Origin of the sequence: Gymnodinialimonas mytili, assembly GCF_037544085.1 — a bacterium.
Lineage (GTDB): Bacteria > Pseudomonadota > Alphaproteobacteria > Rhodobacterales > Rhodobacteraceae > Gymnodinialimonas > Gymnodinialimonas mytili.
This window is the reverse complement of the sequence record NZ_JBBIFW010000002.1, coordinates 384,448-403,347: the sequence shown is the minus strand read 5'-3', so window position 1 is coordinate 403,347 and position 18,900 is coordinate 384,448. Positions and strand designations below refer to the sequence as shown.

Below are 18,900 nucleotides of genomic sequence, written 5' to 3'. Positions count from 1 at the left end.
TCACATGTCCACGCAATTCAAAGTTGCCGCGGTGCAGGCCGCGCCCTGTTTCCTGGATCTCGATGCCGGGATCGACAAGGCGGTGCGCCTTATCGAAGAGGCGGCACAGAGCGGCGCACATCTTGTAGCCTTCAGCGAAACCTGGCTGCCCGGCTACCCAAATCACATCTGGCTTGGTCCTGTGGCCTGGCAGATGCAATTTGTCGGACGGTATTTCGACAATTCGATCGAAGCCGGAAGCCCGCAGGAGGCACGCCTAGCGAAGGCCGCGCGCGACAACGGCATCCAAGTCTCGATGGGCTGTTCCGAGCGCGACGGCGGATCGCTTTACATCGCGCAATGGCATTTCGACGAAACCGGCGAGGTGATCAATCGGCGCCGCAAGCTGAAGCCGACCCATGTCGAACGCACGGTCTACGGCGAAGGCGACGGATCGGATCTGAATGTTGTGCAGACCAAGATCGGTCGCATCGGCCAATTGGCCTGTTGGGAGCATCTGCAGCCGCTCAGCAAATATGCGATGTATGCCCAGAACGAACAGATCCATGTCGCCGCCTGGCCAAATCTGGCGCTGTATGAAGGCGCCGCCTATGCGCTGGGTCATCAGGTCAACAATGCCGCGTCGATGATCTACGCGGTCGAAGGCTCGTGTTTCGTGCTCGCGCCCTGCGCTTTGGTGACCAAAGAGATGCAAGAGATGCTCTGTCAGGGCGATGCGGAGAAAGAGGCGCTGCTTCCGGTCGGCGGCGGCTACACGGCGATTTACGCGCCCGATGGGTCCGAGATCGGTGATCGTATCCCGCATGATCAGGAAGGCATCGTCTATGCGGATATCGATCTGCACATGATTGGCTACGCCAAGAACGCAGCCGATCCCGCCGGTCACTACGCCAAACGCGACAGCACGCGGCTTTTGATCAATCGCAAGAAACAGCGACCCGTGATCAATTTCGACGATGCCTCCGGTTGGGAAGAGGTCACCGAAATAGAGCCACCGCAACTCGCCGATGCCGCGGAATAGGAAGCCCTAGCGGCGGCGTAGCGCCGCTGCGCCGCCCACCTGACAGGAGGATCGAATGCCGACGCCCGATGACTTCTACACACCGTCTCAACGCGCGCTGCAAAAGGAGGCGCAGCATGAAGGTCTTTCGGATGTGGTCGTACACGCCATCGTCCGGGATGAGCTTGAAGAGATCCATACCGACTATATCAGAAGCCGAGACTACTTTTTCCTCTCGACGGTGACCGCCGCTGGGGAGCCGACCGTGTCCTACAAGGGCGGCGATGTCGGCTTCGTCAAAGTGCTGTCGCCCACTCGCCTGATGTTTCCCAACTACGACGGGAACGGGATGTGGCTATCGATGGGCAATATCGACGAGGCCGCGAAGATCGGGATGTTGTTCATGGACATGGTCACGCCGTGGCGCATCCGTTTGCAGGGAACCGCCAAGCTCAGTCGCGACGCAGAACTGATCGTTCAATTCCCAGGCGCGAACATGGTGGTCGAGGTGGACGTGGATGTCGTGTTCCAGAATTGCGCTCGCTACATCCACAAGCACAAGCGGGTCGAAACCTCGCCCTATGTCCCCGATCCCGACGGCAAACAGCCCTTCCCCGCCTGGAAACGCATCGAGCCTTTGCAGCCTTTCCTGCATCCAGACGATCAAGGCAAAGCGGACGATGAGGGCGGCACAATCAGTGAAGACGAATATTTGGCCAAAGTCGAAGACGGGACATCTTAGCGGCAGCGTGGCATTACCTGCCAGTCGAAACGGCGTATGATCAGATCCCAGCCAGTTTTGTCAGGCATTTCTGCAAAACGACATGCTCTTCATCGGTAAATTGTGCCAGCAATTCCGCGTCGTAGCGCGCGGCCTCTTCGTAAAGATCCGCAAAGACCCGTCCTCCCTCCGCTGTTAGGCGCAAGGTTTCGTGCCGCCGATCCTTGGCCTGTTCCCGGCGCGACAAGTAGCGTTTGACCTCCAACGCTGACACTGCACGACTGACCTTGGTCTTGTGCATCCGCGCGCGGTCGCAGATCTCTTTTGCCGTCATCGGGCCGTAGCGGCCGAGATGAAACACCACGCGCCATTCGGTACGCAACATCCCGTAGCGGCCTTTGTAGTAGGTTTGGAACCCGGCGCTTGAGGTCTCGGCGGCCAGGGACAACAGGTAAGGCGTGAAATCGCGCAAATCAAAATTAGTCATAAACGTAACTTTTTATGTTGTTAGTTACAAAATCAACCAATATTTTGCTGTGATCCAGGGAGGATGCGATGAACAAGCAAACGTCAGATCACAATCTCCAACAAGCCGTCAGCCCGGTTGGAACGGTCGAAGGCTACATGCCTGGCTTTGGCAACGATTTCGAGACCGAGGCGCTGCCGGGTGCCCTGCCCCAGGGGATGAATTCGCCACAGAAGGTGAATTACGGATTGTACGGGGAACAGGTTTCGGGGACAGCTTTCACGGATGTGCGGCCCGAGCGGACCTGGTGTTATCGCATCCGCCCATCGGTCAAGCATTCGCATCGCTATACCCGCATTGACCTGCCCCATTGGCAAAGCGCGCCCAATGTCCTGCCCGATGTCGCCTCGCTGGGGCAATATCGCTGGGATCCCGTGCCGCATAGTGACACGCCGCTGACATGGCTGACCGGAATGCGCACAATGACGACGGCGGGCGATGTGAACACGCAGGTCGGCATGGCGAGCCATATCTACCTGGTGACTAAATCAATGGTAGATCAATATTTCTATTCCGCCGACAGCGAATTGCTGGTTGTGCCGCAAGAAGGTCGCCTGCGGTTCTGCACCGAGCTTGGCATCATTGACCTTGAACCACAGGAGATCGCCATCCTGCCGCGCGGGCTTGTCTACCGGGTCGAACTGCTCGACGGCCCGGCCCGCGGGTTTGTCTGCGAGAATTATGGCCAGAAGTTCGAACTGCCGGGGCGCGGGCCCATCGGGGCCAATTGCATGGCAAACCCACGGGATTTCAAGGCGCCCGTGGCTGCGTTCGAGGACCGCGAGGTGCCGTCGACCCTGACCATCAAATGGGCCGGGCAATTCCATGAGACAAAGATCGATCAAAGCCCGCTCGATGTCGTGGCCTGGCACGGCAATTACGCCCCCTACAAATATGACCTAAAGACCTATTGCCCCGTCGGCGCGATCTTGTTTGATCACCCCGACCCGTCCATCTTCACCGTTCTGACCGCCCCATCCGGGCAACCCGGCACAGCGAATATCGATTTCGTGCTGTTCCGCGAACGCTGGCTGGTGGCCGAAGACACGTTCCGCCCGCCCTGGTATCATAAGAACATTATGTCGGAACTGATGGGCAACATTTACGGCCAATACGATGCCAAGCCCCAGGGCTTCGTTCCGGGCGGTGTCAGTTTGCACAACATGATGCTGCCCCATGGCCCCGACCGGGACGCGTTCGAAGGCGCCTCGAATGCCGAGCTGGGCCCGGAGAAACTCGACAACACCATGTCCTTCATGTTCGAGACGCGGTTTCCGCAGCATCTGACCGAGTTCGCCGCCAATGAAGCGCCCTTGCAGGACAATTACATCGATTGCTGGACATCGCTTGAGAAGAAGTTCGACGGCACGCCGGGCAAGAAATAGGACCACACCAGAATGGAGTTGAAACGTAGCTGGGTCGGCGCGGCCAACAGCACGGAGACCGAGTTTCCGTTGAACAACCTTCCCTATGGCGTATTCAGCCATGGGGATGCGGAGCCGCATTGCGGGGTGGCGATCGGGGACCAGATCCTGGATGTCACCGCGCTGGAACAGGCTGGTTTGATCCGCGAAGGCGTGGAGCCGGTATTTAACCTGCCCGCCTGGAACGCCTTTATGGCAATTGGACCCGAGGCCTGGGCAGCGTTTCGGGCGCACCTGACCGAGATTTTGGCGGAAGGGGCCGCGGCGCAAGATAGGCTGACGCCGTACCTGGTTCCGCAGACGGGCGCGCAGATGCACATGCCCTTCGCGGTCAGCGAATACACCGATTTCTATGCCGGAAAGCACCACGCGACAAATGTCGGTACGATGTTCCGCGGGCCCGAGAATGCGCTACCGCCGAATTGGCTGCATATCCCCATCGGCTATAACGGGCGCGCGTCGTCGGTTGTCGTGTCTGGCACGGATATCCGGCGGCCCTGGGGCCAGCTCAAAGGCCCGAACGACAGCGCCCCGCGATGGGCGCCCTCGGCCCGGTTCGATATCGAGCTGGAGATGGGCGCGATTGTCGGTGTGCCCTCGGACGGACCAATCTCCGTCGATCAGGCCTTCGAAAACATCTTCGGCTATGTTCTTCTAAATGATTGGTCGGCGCGCGATATCCAAGCCTGGGAATACCAGCCGCTTGGTCCGTTTCAAGCGAAAGCCACCGCCACCACGATCAGCCCTTGGATCGTCACCACCGCAGCCCTTGAACCGTTCCGCTGCGCCACGCCGGAGCGCGAGGTGGAACTGCTGCCCCATCTGAGCGACACAGGCCCCATGCTCTATGATATCGACCTCAACGTGAGGTTAAACGAGCACACGATCTGCACCACGAATTACAACGTTATGTACTATTCGGCCGCCCAGCAATTGGCCCATCACACCAGTTCGGGCTGCCCGATGCGGATCGGTGATCTGTTGGGATCCGGCACCATTTCAGGGCCTGAGCCGGATCAGCGCGGATCGCTTTTGGAACTGTCCTGGGGCGGCAAGGACCCGTTGAGCCTGCCCGATGGATCCAGTCGCAGCTTCATCGAGGATGGCGACAGGCTGGCGCTGAGGGGCCGCGCGATGGCAGAGACATATCAAATCGGGTTCGGCCCATGTATCGGCACCCTGCTCCCAGCGCTCGAAGACCCATTCAAAGGATAAGACCATGGCCAAAGCCTTCGCCTCCCAAGGGGATATGACCGAGAAGACAATCACCTTTGACGAGATCGGGGACGGGTTGTGGGCCTTTACCGCCGAGGGCGACCCGAATTCCGGTGTGATCATCGGCGATGATAGTGTGATGATCGTTGAAGCACAGGCTACCCCGCGCCTGGCCCACAAGGTGATCGAAAAGGTGCGCGAGGTCACCGACAAACCGATCTCCCATGTCGTGCTGACCCATTACCATGCCGTGCGTGTGCTGGGCGCCTCGGCCTATGGCGCCAATCAGATCATCATGTCCGACGCCGCCCGCGCCATGGTTGTGGAGCGCGGGCAAGAGGATTGGGACAGTGAATTCCAACGCTTCCCGCGTCTGTTCGAAGGCCATGAGAGCATTCCCGGCCTCACCTGGCCCACCACCACCTTCACCGGGCGGATGACCGTGTTTCTGGGCAAGCGCCGCGTTGATCTGATGCAGATGGACCGCGCCCATACCGCCGGAGATATCGTCATTGGCGTCCCCGACGCGCGGGTCATGTTCACTGGCGATATCGTCGAATATCACTCGGCCTGTTATTGTGGCGATGGGCATTTCCGCGATTGGCCCGACACGATCGAGGCGATCCGCGCGCTTAACCCCGATGCGATCGCGCCCGGCCGCGGCGCTGCGCTGATCGGATCCGAGATGGTCACCAAAGCGCTCGACACGACGACGGATTTCATCCGCTCGACCTATCGGCCTGTTGCCCAGGTTGCCGCGCGGGGCGGCGATCTGAAAGAGGCCATGGCGGCCTGCCGCGCCGTCTGCGATCCGAAATTCAGCGATTTCGCGATCTACGAGCATTGCCTGCCCTTCAACGTCGCCCGCGCCTATGACGAAGCCCGCGGGTTGGACCACCCCCGCATCTGGACCGCCCAGCGCGATCTGGAGATGTGGGAGGCGTTGCAGGGATGATGCGACTTCTCCTGTCAGCTGTGGCGTGCCTAATATCGGTAGGCTCGGGCAACGCCTGCGCGCTGGGCGAGCGCGTAGACCTGCAAACCCGGATGAACGCGGGTGCTGCAATAGTCTCTGTAAGTGTTTTGGGGGACACTCAAGGGCCGTCTGATGGCAACTGGTACATCGTTCCGGTCCGCGTGGACCGCGTGCTCAGGGGCGAACCGCTTCCGAACGATCAGGCCACCGAAGCGACGCTGATCTTTCGGCACCAGACTCAACGTGATCTGCCGTTCGAAACGCAAGGCCGCTATCTCGTTGGACTTTGGGCTCCATACGACATGTCCGTGGAGCCCGATGAGCGCCCTTCGTACCAAGGCACGCTCGGCGTCTACGGCGGTGGCGGATTTTGCATTGGACAAATGATCTATGAACCAAACAGCCCAATGGGCCGTGCTCTGACCGTTGCCTTTGATGGCGAAGGCGACCAGGACGCGGAACTCGAAATACTCGACACCTATTTGATGGGTTTGCAGTAACGGCCTGTGGTTCTCAGTAAAAGGTCCAAAGGCCTCAACAAGGAAGCAATCTATGGTCGGCGCCACCTACGCCCTTGCCCACGAACTCTACCCTTACACCCCAGCTCAAGCGGTGCCGGGCCACCACCCCGTCATCATCATCGGCGGCGGGCCGATTGGTGTGGCCGTGGGCCTTGACCTGGCGCAGAAGGGAACGCCTGCGCTGATCCTCGATGACCATGACGGCGTCGGCCAGGGCTCTCGCGCGATCTGTTTTGCCAAGCGGACCTTGGATATCGCCGACCGGCTGGGCGCGGGGCAAGATATGGTCGAGAAGGGCGTCGTCTGGAACACGGGCCGTGTGTTTCACGGCGAGGATCAGGTTTTCGAATTCAACCTGCTACCCGAGACGGGCCACAAGAACCCGGCCTTCATCAACCTCCAGCAGCCCTATTTCGAGAAGTTCCTGATCGATGCGCTGCGCCGCGCCGAAAGCGCAGGTCAGCCCATCGAAATCCGGGGCCGCAACGTCGTGACCGGCCTCACCCAGGACGCCGACAAGGTCACGCTCGACATCGACACACCCCACGGCCCCTACCAACTTACCGCCGATTATGTCATCGCCTGCGATGGCGCGCGCTCACCTACCCGCGATATGATGAGCCTGAGCTTTGAAGGACGCGTGTTTGAGGACAATTTCTTGATCGCGGACGTCCGAATGAGCGCCGATTTCCCGACCGAGCGCTGGTTCTGGTTCGAGCCCCCGTTCAAGGATAGCGGCCAATCAGCCCTTCTCCACAAACAGCCTGACGATGTCTGGCGCATAGATTTTCAGCTTGGCTGGGACATCGACCGCGCAGCGGAACTACAAGAGGACCGTATCCGCGCCCGTGTCGACGCCATGTTGTCGAGCCAGACGGGAACGGTTCCGGATTATGAGCTGGTCTGGACCTCGATCTACACGTTCCAATGCCGCCGGATGGAGACATTTCGGCATGATCGCGTCTTTTTTGCCGGAGACAGCGCGCATCAAGTGTCTCCCTTCGGGGCGCGCGGGGCGAATTCGGGCATCCAAGACGCCGAGAACCTCGCTTGGAAACTCGACCTTGTGCTGAAGGATCTGGCCGATGACAGGCTGCTGGACAGCTATGCGACCGAGCGGATCTATGGCGCCGATGAGAACATCCTGAATTCGACCCGCGCCACCAGCTTCATGACCCCCAAAACGGAGACGCACCGCCTGTTCCGGGATGCGGTTCTAGACCTCGCAGGCAAATACGATTTCGCGCGGCCATTGGTGAATTCCGGGCGTCTATCCGTGCCCTGTATCTATGACGATCATCCTCTATTCACTGCCGATGGGCTGGATGGGCCCGCCGGAACGCGCCCCGGCGCGGCCTGCACAGATGCGCCAATTGGCAACGAATATCTGTTGGCGGCTTTGGGCGGCGATTTTGCCCTTCTGGCCATCGGAGGGAACGCCCCGTCAAACGTCGCGCCAATCGATGGGATCGTCTTGAGAATTGTGCATATCGCAGATCCATCCCCGGAATTAGCAGCGCGCTATCTGGGCGAACATCCTGCGGCGATCTACCTGATCCGCCCTGATCAGCATGTTGTGGGGCGCTGGCCCAACTGGAACGCGGATCATGTCACCGCCGCCCTGCGTCGCGCGATCGGAAAGGAACCGGCCGATGCTTAACCTGGCGCCCAAAATCCCCGACCCCGATGGCTTTTATGATGAGTTGCTGGCCGTGCATGAGGGCCTGACTAAAGATCAGAGCGAGGCGTTGAATGCGCGGTTGATCCTGATCCTGGCCAACCAGATCGGAGATCGCGATGTCCTTCGCGCTGCATTGGAGGCCGCGAAATGAGCGTAATGACCCTTTGGGACTACGCCAAATCGTCCGCCAGCTACCGCGTGCGCATCGCTCTCAACCTGCTCGGTGAGCCTTACGAGATAGAGACTGTCGACCTTCTGGACGATGCCCACAAATCAGACGCCCACCTGGCGCGGAATCCGCAGGGTCTGGTGCCGGTTCTGGATATTGACGGGCATCGGTTGACCCAGTCTTTGGCGATCCTGGACTACCTGGACACAACACGGGATATGCGCCTGCTTCCCACAGATGACCCTGCGCGTCGCGCGAAAGTCATCGCCTTGGCCCATTGCCTGGCTGTCGATGTGCATCCGGTCTGCAATCGGTCGGTGATGGAATACGCGACGGGCGGCGCTGAGCCCGCGCGGACGGAATGGATGCAGAGGTTCATCGGCCGTGGCCTGCGCGCGTTCGAGATATTGCTCGCAGATCTCGATCCTGCGCCGTTTGTCACTGGCGCGCATCCCGGCCTGGCCGAGATCTGCCTGATCCCGCAGCTATACAACGCCGACCGGTGGGGGGTGGATTATGACCATTGTCCAGGCATCAAAGCGCTGCAAACCACCTGCAACGCGCATCCTGCCTTTCAGCGTGCCTATCCGGGGGCGTAACGCCCCGTTCTCATTCTAAAGCGGCGCAAGGCGACTTGCGGCCTCGGCCAAAACCTTGAGCCCGATCACCAGATCATCTTCTGCTGTGTCTTCCTCGAACGCATGGGAGATCCCGTTGATCGACGGCACAAACAGCATTCCCACCGGCATCAAGGCCGCGACATTCGAGGCATCGTGTAAGGCGCCAGATGGCATCGACCGCCATTGCCCCGGCGCGACACGCTTTGCCGCCTTCGCAAGTTCAGCCTGCATCATGTCATCCATCGGCATCGGTGCCAAATCCTGACGCAGGCGTTCGAATGTGATCGCGCAGCCGGTTCCTCCCTGCACCTCCGCCAAAACACCCTGAATAGCCTCTTCGATACGCTGCAACCTTTCCGCATCGGCATCGCGCCATTGCAACATGAAGACAGCCCGGCCGGGCACGATGGACGAGGCGTTGGGCTCCAGCCGAAGATGCCCGATGGTCCAGACGGTTTTAGGTGTAGCGATATTTGCTAGGCGGTCTTCGAGCAAGGTCGCGATGCGCGTCACAGCCACAAAAGCATCGCGCCGCATGGCCATGGGTGTTGTGCCCGCATGGTTTTGTTCACCCTTAACCGTGATTTGGAATTGCCGTAATCCGACAATGCCGGTGACGACCCCGATGGTGTCGCCCGCCTGATCCAGAACTGGTCCTTGTTCAATATGCATCTCAAGGAATCCGACAAATCGCGCCGGATCCACGAAGTCCGATGCGCGGGCAGCAAGCCTGGCGCGGGCATCGGAAAACTGCGTGCCGTCGGTCGCAACCAGTGCATCGGCCGCCGCAAGGTTCAGCTTGCCGGACCAGACCGAGCTGCCCGTCAGGGCACCGAACCGCCCCTCTTCGTCCTGAAAACTCACAACCGAGATCGCGCGGCCATCCGCCTCAAGACTGGCGCGCGCCACTTCCAGTGCCGCGATCACACCCAAAGCGCCGTCAAGCCATCCGCCCTCGGGCTGAGTGTCGGAATGCGAGCCGAGAAGCAGGCTTTGACCAGGCACCAATCCGAAGAGATTTCCGACCGGGTCGAAATGCGGTGTCAGCCCCGCCTCAGCCATGCGGTCCGCCAACCAAGCGCGCGCGGCCAGATCTGGATCGCTAAAAGCACGGCGCCGCACCCCCTGCCCGTCCCGACCAAAGTCGCGCAGCGCGTGCAGATCGGCCAGAAACCTACTCGAATTGACTGTGATCTGTGCCATGCGCAATCCGACCGCGCGGCGCCGGATGTGTCAAGCGGCCACCAGCAGCGCGCTTGCAAGTAGGCGCACAGGACCGCTAGCCTTGCAGGCCTCTACGACAGGCACTTTTTGGACGCTGTGTGCAACCAAAGAAGAGCCCGAGCTAGAGCTCTGGAGGGAGGCTTCTGAGATGGACCGCTTACAATCGGCCGCGCGACCGGCCTTGGACTGTTGCAGCTATGCGCGCGGTGTCGAGCGGCAAATATCGGGTCGCAAATCCGATGAGTGACACTGGACACACCACCGGGACGGACCGCTTTACGGAGACCCTCAAAGACGCCTCGGTGCTGGTCATCGATGATGAACCCGGGATGCGCAACTTCCTGAAGAAGACACTTGCGCCGGTCTGCGCGCGGGTCGAGGTGGCCGCCGACACGGCGGAAGCCACCAAACGCCTTGATGAACGCTCCTTTGACGTCATCGTGCTGGACAATGTGATGCCGGGCAAAAGCGGGGTGGATTGGCTGACCGAACAACAACGGATCGGTCTGTTTTCCGACTCGATCCTGATGACAGCCTATGCGGATCTGGATACCGCGATTGCCGCCCTGCGCGCGGGTGCGTCCGATTTTCTGCTCAAACCCTTCCGGTCGAACCAAATCCTGAATGCGATTGCGCAAAGCCTGACCCGCACGCGATTGCGTCGGCAAAACTCTGTCCTGCGTCATGAATTGGAGGAAGGTAAGGATCTGCTGCGGCACCGGGATGCCCTGCTCGGATCATCCGAGATGATCGCAGAGGTGCGTGCGGCCATCGAGCGGGCCGCCACCACGGATGTCCATGTGGTGATCCGCGGCGAAGCGGGCGCTGGCAAGCAGGTCGCGGCACGGATGCTCCACACGACATCAATGCGCGCCGACAACCCGTTCGTCTGGCTGCAATGCTATGGTTGCGATCTGAAGACGTTTCAGGCGCGATTGTTCGGCCAACTTGCCAAAGCCACCAACGGATCGGGCGAAGATGGCCTGCTTTTACATGCATCGGGCGGCACATTGTTTCTGGAGGATGTCGGGATGCTATCGCCGCCCTGCCAGAACCTGCTGGTCGAACTGTTGACTGCGGGCCGCTACAGGCCCATCGGGGCCGCGCGATCCCTGGATCTGAATGTCAGGATCATCTGCTCCAGCACCGAACCATTACAACAGGCGGTCGATCAGAACCGGTTCCGCGCGGATCTTTTCTATCTGTTGAATGTGGGAGAGATCATCTTGCCCCCGCTGCGCGAGCGGAGCGAGGATATCATCGAGATCGCCCATTTCTTCGCGGCCAACCTTGCCGCCCGTATGGGCGTGCCACGGCCCAATTTGACCGCCACTGCCAAGCGGCGTCTCTTGGCGCATCCATGGCCTGGTAATGTTATGGAGCTACGCAACCTGGTTGAGCGTGCCCTGATCGACGGCGACTTTGAACAGGCCCTCAGCGGCGCTGAACCAGTCGCGCAATCGGAAAGCCTCGCGGCGATGGAACAACGCCACATCCTGAACGTCCTTGACAGCTGCGGCGGCAATCGGGCCGAAGCGGCGCGCCGCCTTGGCGTGGCGCGCAAGACGATTGACCGAAAATGCCAAGCCTGGGGAATTTGAGCCATGCGGTCGGTCCGCCTGCGCTTGTTCTTGCTGGCTCTGCTGCCAATTGTCGTTCTGTTGCCGATCTTGTTGGGCGCCACCATGCTGCGCTGGATCGAGAGGTTCGACGACCTGCTGATCGCAAAGGTGGCCAGTGACCTGCGCGTCGCCGAACAATACTTTCGCCGGATCGAAGCAACCCAGGCCGCGACCCTGACCGCTTTGGCGCAATCGGTCGATTTCGACACTGAACGCGCGGCGGGCGATGCGGCCTTGAATGCGTTCCTGGCACAAAGCGAGGCGCGGCTTGGTCTTGATTTCATCCTTTACGGTGCGCTCAACAGCGAGACGATCCCAGAAGCCGCCCTGGAGGTTGCCACCGCCGCCACGCCCGATGCGCCAAGCGCCGGGCTCGCCCTCTTTGACGCAACAGAACTGACCCAAATTTCGCCTGACCTAGCCAACCGCGCCGCGCTTTCCATTGTGCCGACGGAGGCTGCGCGCCCCATTGCACGCGATGTGGAAAGCCGCGGGATGCTGATCCTAGCAGCGCATCGGTTTCCAGGTTCGGATCAGGTATTGATCGGCGGGCAACTCCTGAACCGCAATCTGTCCGTCATCGATACGATGAACAGCCTGATTTATCAGGAGGAAGGCACGACATCAGCGGTGCGAACCGGCACGACCACACTATTTCTCGACGATGTCCGTATCTCGACCAATGTGCGCCTGTTTGAGGGGGAACGCGCGCTCGGCACCCGCGTGTCAGAGGTGGTTTGGCAGCAAGTCATGGTCGAAGGCGATCCGTGGCTCGACCGCGCCTTTGTTGTGAACGATTGGTACATTTCGGGCTATGTGCCGCTGACCAATATCGCAGGTGAGCGGATCGGGATGCTCTATACCGGGTTTCTGGCCGCACCCTTCACAGCGCAGCGCAATCAAACCATCCTATCGCTTGTTCTGGCGTTTCTGGTCGCTGTCGGTGTCGCTGTACCCTTTTTCTTGCGACTCGCCCGCGGGATCTTCGCGCCGCTGGAACAAATGACTGGCACCATGGCCCGCGCCGAGGCCGGAGAGTTGAACGCGCGCATCGGTGAGGTGGGCACGCAGGATGAGATCGGAACCGTCGCGCGGCATCTCGATAAGCTGCTGGATCAGGTGCAAGAGCGTGACGAAGCCCTACGCAGCTATGCCGAAAATCTGAACGAATTGGTCGATCAACGCACCGAAGAACTGCAAGATACCAATCGCAAGCTAGAGGCGACGTTTGCGCAACTTGTGATGTCAGAAAAGCTGGCCACCGTCGGGGAAATCACCGCTGGCGTCGCCCATGAGATCAATAATCCGGTCGCAGTGATCCAGGGCAATCTGGAAGTGATGCGGCTGGGCCTTGGCGACACCGCTGAAGACTACCGGACGGAATTCGACCTCATCGATGCGCAGACCCATCGCATCAATGTGATCGTCGGAAAGCTGCTGAATTTCACCCGACCCGAGGATCTGTCGGGCAGCGCGACCCTGGTCGACCCCTTGGTTGCGGTGCAGGACGCGCTGTTGTTGGTGGCCCCTGATCTACGCCATCACGGTATAGAGGTGGAGTGCCTGCATCATGGGGCGCCGCAGATCCGCATTGTCGAGACGGAGTTGCAACAGGTCCTGGTGAACCTGTTTCTGAATGCCGCGCAGGCGATGGAGCATGGCGGTACACTCAGCATCGAAACCAGGGCGGCCGATTGGGGGGATCAGGCCGGAGCCGAGATTGCAGTCTCCGATACCGGGCCGGGCCTGCCCGATGGCACAAGCGACGCCGTTTTCGACCCGTTTTACACCACAAAACCCGGCAAAGGTTCGGGCTTGGGGCTGTCGATTAGCCAGAATTTGATGGCGCGAGTCGGCGGTCACATTCGGGTCGAGAGCGAATTTGGGCAAGGTGCGACATTTTTTATTTGGTGCCCGGTCGCGGACAATTCGTCCGACAATGCTGAGTAAGCCGCGCCGGAAGTGGACATTTTGTCCGCAGGTCTTTCAAGAAGCAGGCCAATTCTGGACATTTCGGCCCTGCCAAGGAGTCGCAAGATCCGTATAACTAATTGATCCTATTATATAAATATGTTGACGCAGATTTGGGTCAAGGGGCACGCTCTATCCTAGGTTGTAGCATACAAAGGTGGACAAACAGACCACGCCGCAACCGTGTTGGGGCGAGGAGGCCCCGGGATATAGGAGGAATTCCCATGTCGGATGGAGCCAGCGGAGCCCTCGGGTTTCTGCACAAAGAAAGCATTGTTGCGCCGGAAGGATACAATCGCTGGCGCGTGCCGCCAGCCTCAATCGCCATTCACCTGTGCATCGGATCGGTCTACGCCTGGTCGGTCTTCAACCCCGCGCTGACCCGCGAATTGGGCGTTGTCTCATCGTCCGGCGGCGATTGGTCGCTGTCATCGGTTGTTTGGATCTTTTCGGTCGCCATTGTCTGCCTGGGCCTGACCGCCGCAGTGGGTGGGAAATGGCTTGAAAAGGTTGGCCCCCGCTATGTCGGGGTGGTCGCCGCCACGCTTTGGGGCGGCGGCTTTTTGATCGGGTCGGTCGGCATCGCCATGCATCAATTGTGGCTCGTCTATCTGGGCTATGGGGTCTTTGGCGGCGCGGGGCTTGGCCTTGGTTATGTCTCCCCAGTTTCCACCTTGATCAGATGGTTCCCCGACCGCCGCGGCATGGCGACCGGCATGGCGATCATGGGGTTTGGCGGCGGCGCAATGATCGGCGCCCCGCTGAAGCAATGGTTGCTCGATCTCTACCAAACCGCGCCTGACTATCTGGGCGCCACAAATACTGTCTCACTTGTCACCGAAGGCGGGCGCCGGTTCGCGGAAACCGCCAATGGGCTGGTCGAGGTGGTCGTGGCAAATGCCAGCGAGGCTGCGGTCTTCGGCGGTGAGGCCGGCGTTTACGTGGTAGGCACCGGCAATACGGGCGCCGCGGCCACCTTCATGACGCTTGGGATCATCTATTTCTGTGTGATGATGTTTGCCGCGTTCCAATACCGCGTCCCGCGTGAAGGTTGGGCACCGGAAGGCTGGACACCCAAACCGGCCGCCTCCGGCATGGTGACACGCAACAACGTGCACATCGACCAAGCGATCAAGACGCCGCAATTCTGGCTGCTTTGGGTGGTGCTGTGCTTCAATGTGACCGCCGGGATTGGCGTGATCGGCGTGGCCAAGACCATGATCAACGAAATCTTCGGGGATCTTGCGTTGGTCACCGCGGCCTTTGCCGGAACCTATGTGCTGATGATCTCGGTCTTCAACATGGTCGGGCGGTTCTTCTGGGCGTCGACCTCGGACTTCATCGGCCGGAAGAACACCTATCACTGCTTCTTCATCATCGGAACGATCCTGTACTGCACGATCCCGTTCTTCGCGGCCTCGGGCGGTATGACGGCGTTGATCGGGTTCTATATCGCCACGATGATCATCTTCACAATGTATGGCGGCGGATTTGCCACGATCCCGGCCTATCTGGCCGATATCTTCGGCACGATGCATGTGGGCGGCATTCACGGGCGACTGTTGACCGCTTGGTCCACCGCTGGGGTGCTGGGGCCCTTCGCGATCACCTATCTGCGCAACCTCTCCCGAGAGAACGCGATCACCGATCTGGTGGCGCAGATCGATCCGGCCACCTTTGCGGCGGCGTTCGGCGCCCCGGTCACACAGCTCAACGAGCTTGTTGCGGCCAACACCGTGACCATCGCCGCGCTGATGGAGATTGCCCCGGCTGGCGCCATCGATCCGACGCCGACGCTCTACAACACCACTATGTACTGCATGGCGGCGCTGCTGGTGATTGCGTTCTTCGCGAACCTGATGGTCCGCCCGGTGCACGACAAGCACCACGTGAAGACTGCGGATCAGCCCGCAGCGGCCCCGGCGGAGTAACCCATTGGCCGTGGCGGCCCTGCCGAATTGGCGGGGCCGCTGCACACCACATGACCGCGGTCACGACCGCCGTTTCTGGCCGACGGTTCTGACAATCGCGCCCACCTTCATAAACTGATCGACCAACGGGTTCGTCTTACGCCAGACGATCCCGATTGATCGTGATGGGCTGGGCGACGGGAAGCGGGCCACCGACACATGGGCCGAGCGCGTTTCCAGCGGCAGCGCCATTTCGGGGAGCAACGTCAGCCCCATGCCCGCGCCAACCATTTGCGCCAAGGTGGACAACGAGCTCCCCTCCATCAGATACCGCGGATCCGATGGCTTCATCTCGCAAAACGACAAGGCCTGATCGCGAAAGCAATGCCCCTCCTCCAAGAGCAATAGCCGCATTTCTTTCAGCTTTTCCGGGCTTGGGACAGGTTTTGCGGCGTCTTCCGGCGCGCGGATCAGAACAAAATCCTCTTCGAACAGCTTGAACTCCTGCAATGCGGGTTCCGATATCGGCAGCGCGACAATGGCCATTTCAAGGCGGCCCGCCAGCAAGTCCTCGATCAAGGATTGCGTGACTGTTTCTCGGGGCTGCAATTCCAATGCTGGGAAGCGGGCGGTCAGCGCGGTGATGATCTGCGGCAACAAGTAGGGCGCGACGGTTGGGATGACACCGATCCGAAGGCGGCCCGAGATCGGCCCGTGCGCCGCCCGGACCAAATCGTCCAGCTCATCGACCTCAAGCAAGATCTTGCGCGCCCGCTCTGCGAAGTCTTCGCCCAGCGAGGTCAGACGGATCTGACGCGATGCACGCTCGACCAATGGTGCGCCCAGCATTCCTTCGAGTTCCTTGATTTGCAAAGACAATGCGGGCTGCGAGATTGCGCAGGATTCAGCCGCTCGGCCAAAATGCTGATGTCGCGCCAGAGCTTCGAAATAGCGCAGATGTTTCAGTGTCAGGCCAATCATTTGAAAAACTTATCACGGCAGTTAGCAGATTCAATTGGGGTTAATGATTAAGGCCGGTTAGAACGATTCTAGGCGCAGCGAGGCGCTATGACCCAGCTGAAAAAACGGAGATCCTCATGGACGGAAACAACGTGCACGGCCTCGGCGGCTGCCCCGTGAATCACGGTGGCAACACGTCGTTGGACAAGCCGGTCACCAAGTGGTGGCCCAATGCCCTGAACCTCGACATCCTGCACCAGCGCGGCGCGCGGACCAATCCGATGGATCTGAACTACGACCACCGTCAGGCGGTTAAAGCGCTGGATTTCGACGCCGTGAAGGCCGATGTCCAGGCTCTCATGACCGAAAGCCAGGATTGGTGGCCCGCCGATTGGGGCCATTATGGTGGCCTCATGATCAGGCTGGCCTGGCACTCTGCCGGATCGTATCGCACGCAGGATGGGCGCGGCGGCGGCGGCGCGGGGAATATTCGCTTCGCGCCCCTGAACTCGTGGCCCGACAATGCCAGCCTCGACAAAGCGCGCCGCCTGCTCTGGCCGGTGAAAAAGAAGTACGGCAATGCGCTGAGCTGGGCCGATCTGATCTTGCTGTCGGGCACCATCGCCTACGAATCCATGGGGCTGAAGACCTTTGGCTTCGGTTTCGGCCGCGAAGACATTTGGGCGCCCGAAACCGATGTCTACTGGGGGTCGGAAGGCGAATGGCTGGCACCCAGCGAAAACCGCTACGGTGATCTGGACAATGCCTCGACTCTGGAAAACCCCCTTTCTGCCGTGCACATGGGCCTGATCTATGTGAACCCCGAAGGTGTGAACGGTCAGCCCGACCCAGCGCGCACCGCCATGCATGTGCGTGAGACCTTTGCGCGGATGGCGATGAACGACGAAGAAACCGCGGCCCTGACCTGCGGTGGCCATACTGTGGGCAAGGCCCATGGCGGCGGAGCCCATGATCAGATCGGGGCTGAACCGGAAGGCGCAGGCATCGAAGCCCAAGGCTTTGGCTGGGCCAATCCGGGCCATGCGGGCAAGGCGGCCAATGCGTTCACATCGGGCATCGAGGGCGCCTGGAGCCAACACCCGACCAAGTGGGACATGGGCTATTTCGACTACCTGTTCAACTACGAGTGGGAACTGACGAAATCCTCAGCGGGCGCGTGGCAATGGCAGCCTGTGGATATGCCGGAAGACAAGAAACCGGTCGATGCCTCGGACCCAGCCGTGCACCGTAACCCGATGATGACCGATGCCGATATGGCGATGAAGGTCGACCCGATCTACAACGAGATCTGCCAGAAATTCATGGCCGATCCGGAGTATTTCGCGGATTGCTTCGGGCGCGCTTGGTTCAAGCTGACCCACCGCGATATGGGCCCTAAGGCGAATTATTACGGTCCCGATGTGCCGGAAGAGGATTTGATCTGGCAGGATCCGATCCCTGCGGGCGACACGAGCTACGATGTTACTGCGGTCAAAGCCAAGATCGCCGAAAGCGGGCTGTCTGCATCGGAGATGATTGCCACCGCATGGGACAGCGCGCGGACCTTCCGCGGATCGGACAAGCGGGGCGGTGCCAATGGCGCGCGCATCCGTCTGGCCCCCCAGAAGGATTGGGCGGGCAATGAAACTGAGCGCCTGGCGAAAGTTCTGGGCATCCTGGAACCCATCGCCGCGGAAACCGGTGCCTCGGTGGCCGATGTGATCGTGCTGGCGGGCAATGTAGGCCTGGAGCAAGCTATCAAAGCGGCGGGCTTCGACATGGAGGTGCCCTTTGCCGCGGGCCGCGGTGATGCGACCGACGAGATGACGGACGCGGACTCGTTCGATGTGCTGGAACCCGTCGCCGATGCGTTCCGCAACTGGCAAAAGGACCAATATGCGGTGTCCGCTGAGGAAATGATGCTCGACCGTGCGCAGCTTCTGGGCCTGACGGCGCAGGAAATGACCGTTCTGTTGGGCGGGATGCGGATGCTGGGCACCAATTATGGCGGCTCCAAGCACGGTGTCTTCACGGATCGCGAGGGAGCGCTGACGACGGACTTCTTCGTCAACCTCACGGATATGGGCAATAGCTGGCACCATATCGACGAGGATGGGACCTACGAGGTCCGCGACCGCACCAGTGGCGAGGTGAAGTGGACCGCGACCAGCGCCGATTTGGTCTTCGGATCAAACTCGATCCTGCGCGCCTATGCCGAGGTCTATGCCCAAGACGACAATCACGAGAAGTTCGTGGGTGACTTCGTCGCGGCCTGGACCAAGGTCATGAACGCCGACCGCTTCGACCTGGTCGCATAGTCAAAAGCTCCCCGGGCGGTGATCATGCCGCTCGGGGAGGCA

General features: G+C 60.3%; 16 protein-coding genes. 13 read left to right on the top strand and 3 right to left on the bottom strand.

Annotated elements, in window-relative coordinates:
- Nucleotides 1–4 precede the first annotated feature (4 nt).
- Together V8J82_RS11480 and V8J82_RS11475 are read left to right on the top strand one after the other, a co-directional pair.
- Entirely contained in the window at nt 5–1,021 is a 1,017-nt protein-coding gene (locus V8J82_RS11480) for a carbon-nitrogen hydrolase family protein (protein ID WP_339975393.1), read from the top strand.
- A gap of 55 nt (nt 1,022–1,076) precedes the next feature.
- Complete coding sequence (locus tag V8J82_RS11475; protein WP_339975391.1) at nt 1,077–1,742, top strand: pyridoxamine 5'-phosphate oxidase family protein; 666 nt, start codon at nt 1,077–1,079, stop codon at nt 1,740–1,742.
- 40 nt (nt 1,743–1,782) lie between these two features.
- Here the strand turns inward: V8J82_RS11475 and V8J82_RS11470 are convergent, their stop codons facing one another.
- Entirely contained in the window at nt 1,783–2,208 is a 426-nt protein-coding gene (locus V8J82_RS11470) for a MarR family winged helix-turn-helix transcriptional regulator (protein ID WP_339975389.1), read from the bottom strand.
- 68 nt (nt 2,209–2,276) lie between these two features.
- Here V8J82_RS11470 and hmgA point away from each other — a divergent pair, with 68 nt between their 5' ends.
- Genes hmgA through maiA form a run of 7 tightly spaced genes read left to right on the top strand, consistent with a single transcriptional unit; the run spans nt 2,277 to nt 8,832 of the window.
- A complete protein-coding gene (hmgA, locus tag V8J82_RS11465; RefSeq protein ID WP_339975387.1) occupies nt 2,277–3,632 on the top strand; it encodes a homogentisate 1,2-dioxygenase in 1,356 nt (451 codons plus the stop codon).
- Between the two features lie 12 nt (nt 3,633–3,644).
- Nucleotides 3,645–4,886: a fumarylacetoacetase gene (gene fahA, locus V8J82_RS11460; RefSeq protein WP_339975385.1), complete on the top strand. Its 1,242-nt coding sequence runs from the start codon at nt 3,645–3,647 to the stop codon at nt 4,884–4,886.
- Nucleotides 4,887–4,890: 4 nt separating this feature from the next.
- Entirely contained in the window at nt 4,891–5,841 is a 951-nt protein-coding gene (locus tag V8J82_RS11455; protein ID WP_339975383.1) for an MBL fold metallo-hydrolase, read from the top strand.
- Nucleotides 5,838–6,362, top strand: coding sequence for a hypothetical protein (locus V8J82_RS11450; RefSeq protein ID WP_339975381.1), 525 nt, complete (start codon nt 5,838–5,840; stop codon nt 6,360–6,362). The genes V8J82_RS11455 and V8J82_RS11450 overlap by 4 nt, the downstream gene beginning before the upstream one ends.
- A 52-nt stretch (nt 6,363–6,414) precedes the next feature.
- Entirely contained in the window at nt 6,415–8,043 is a 1,629-nt protein-coding gene (locus tag V8J82_RS11445; protein ID WP_339975379.1) for an FAD-dependent oxidoreductase, read from the top strand.
- On the top strand, nt 8,036–8,215 hold the full coding sequence (locus V8J82_RS11440; protein ID WP_339975377.1) for a DUF2783 domain-containing protein: 180 nt from the start codon (nt 8,036–8,038) through the stop codon (nt 8,213–8,215). Before V8J82_RS11445 ends, V8J82_RS11440 begins: the two co-directional genes overlap by 8 nt.
- Nucleotides 8,212–8,832 (top strand): maleylacetoacetate isomerase, encoded by a 621-nt coding sequence (maiA, locus tag V8J82_RS11435; RefSeq protein ID WP_339975375.1) that lies wholly within the window; start codon nt 8,212–8,214, stop codon nt 8,830–8,832. The genes V8J82_RS11440 and maiA overlap by 4 nt, the downstream gene beginning before the upstream one ends.
- 15 nt (nt 8,833–8,847) lie before the next feature.
- Here maiA and V8J82_RS11430 read toward each other — a convergent pair whose 3' ends face one another.
- Nucleotides 8,848–10,047 (bottom strand): hydantoinase/carbamoylase family amidase, encoded by a 1,200-nt coding sequence (locus tag V8J82_RS11430; protein WP_339976032.1) that lies wholly within the window; start codon nt 10,045–10,047, stop codon nt 8,848–8,850.
- Nucleotides 10,048–10,316: 269 nt separating this feature from the next.
- Between V8J82_RS11430 and V8J82_RS11425 the strand changes: the two genes are divergently transcribed.
- The 3 genes from V8J82_RS11425 (at nt 10,317) to V8J82_RS11415 (ending at nt 15,601) form a co-directional block, all read left to right on the top strand.
- A complete protein-coding gene (locus tag V8J82_RS11425; protein ID WP_339975373.1) occupies nt 10,317–11,678 on the top strand; it encodes a sigma-54-dependent transcriptional regulator in 1,362 nt (453 codons plus the stop codon).
- A gap of 3 nt (nt 11,679–11,681) precedes the next feature.
- Nucleotides 11,682–13,649: a sensor histidine kinase gene (locus tag V8J82_RS11420; RefSeq protein WP_339975371.1), complete on the top strand. Its 1,968-nt coding sequence runs from the start codon at nt 11,682–11,684 to the stop codon at nt 13,647–13,649.
- Nucleotides 13,650–13,894: 245 nt separating this feature from the next.
- Entirely contained in the window at nt 13,895–15,601 is a 1,707-nt protein-coding gene (locus tag V8J82_RS11415) for an OFA family MFS transporter (RefSeq protein WP_339975369.1), read from the top strand.
- Between the two features lie 60 nt (nt 15,602–15,661).
- Here V8J82_RS11415 and V8J82_RS11410 read toward each other — a convergent pair whose 3' ends face one another.
- Entirely contained in the window at nt 15,662–16,561 is a 900-nt protein-coding gene (locus tag V8J82_RS11410; protein WP_339975367.1) for a hydrogen peroxide-inducible genes activator, read from the bottom strand.
- A 116-nt stretch (nt 16,562–16,677) separates the two neighbouring features.
- On the opposite strand from V8J82_RS11410, the gene katG reads away from it, so the two are divergent.
- Nucleotides 16,678–18,858, top strand: coding sequence for a catalase/peroxidase HPI (gene katG, locus V8J82_RS11405; protein WP_339975365.1), 2,181 nt, complete (start codon nt 16,678–16,680; stop codon nt 18,856–18,858).
- The last annotated feature ends 42 nt before the right edge of the window (nt 18,859–18,900 follow it).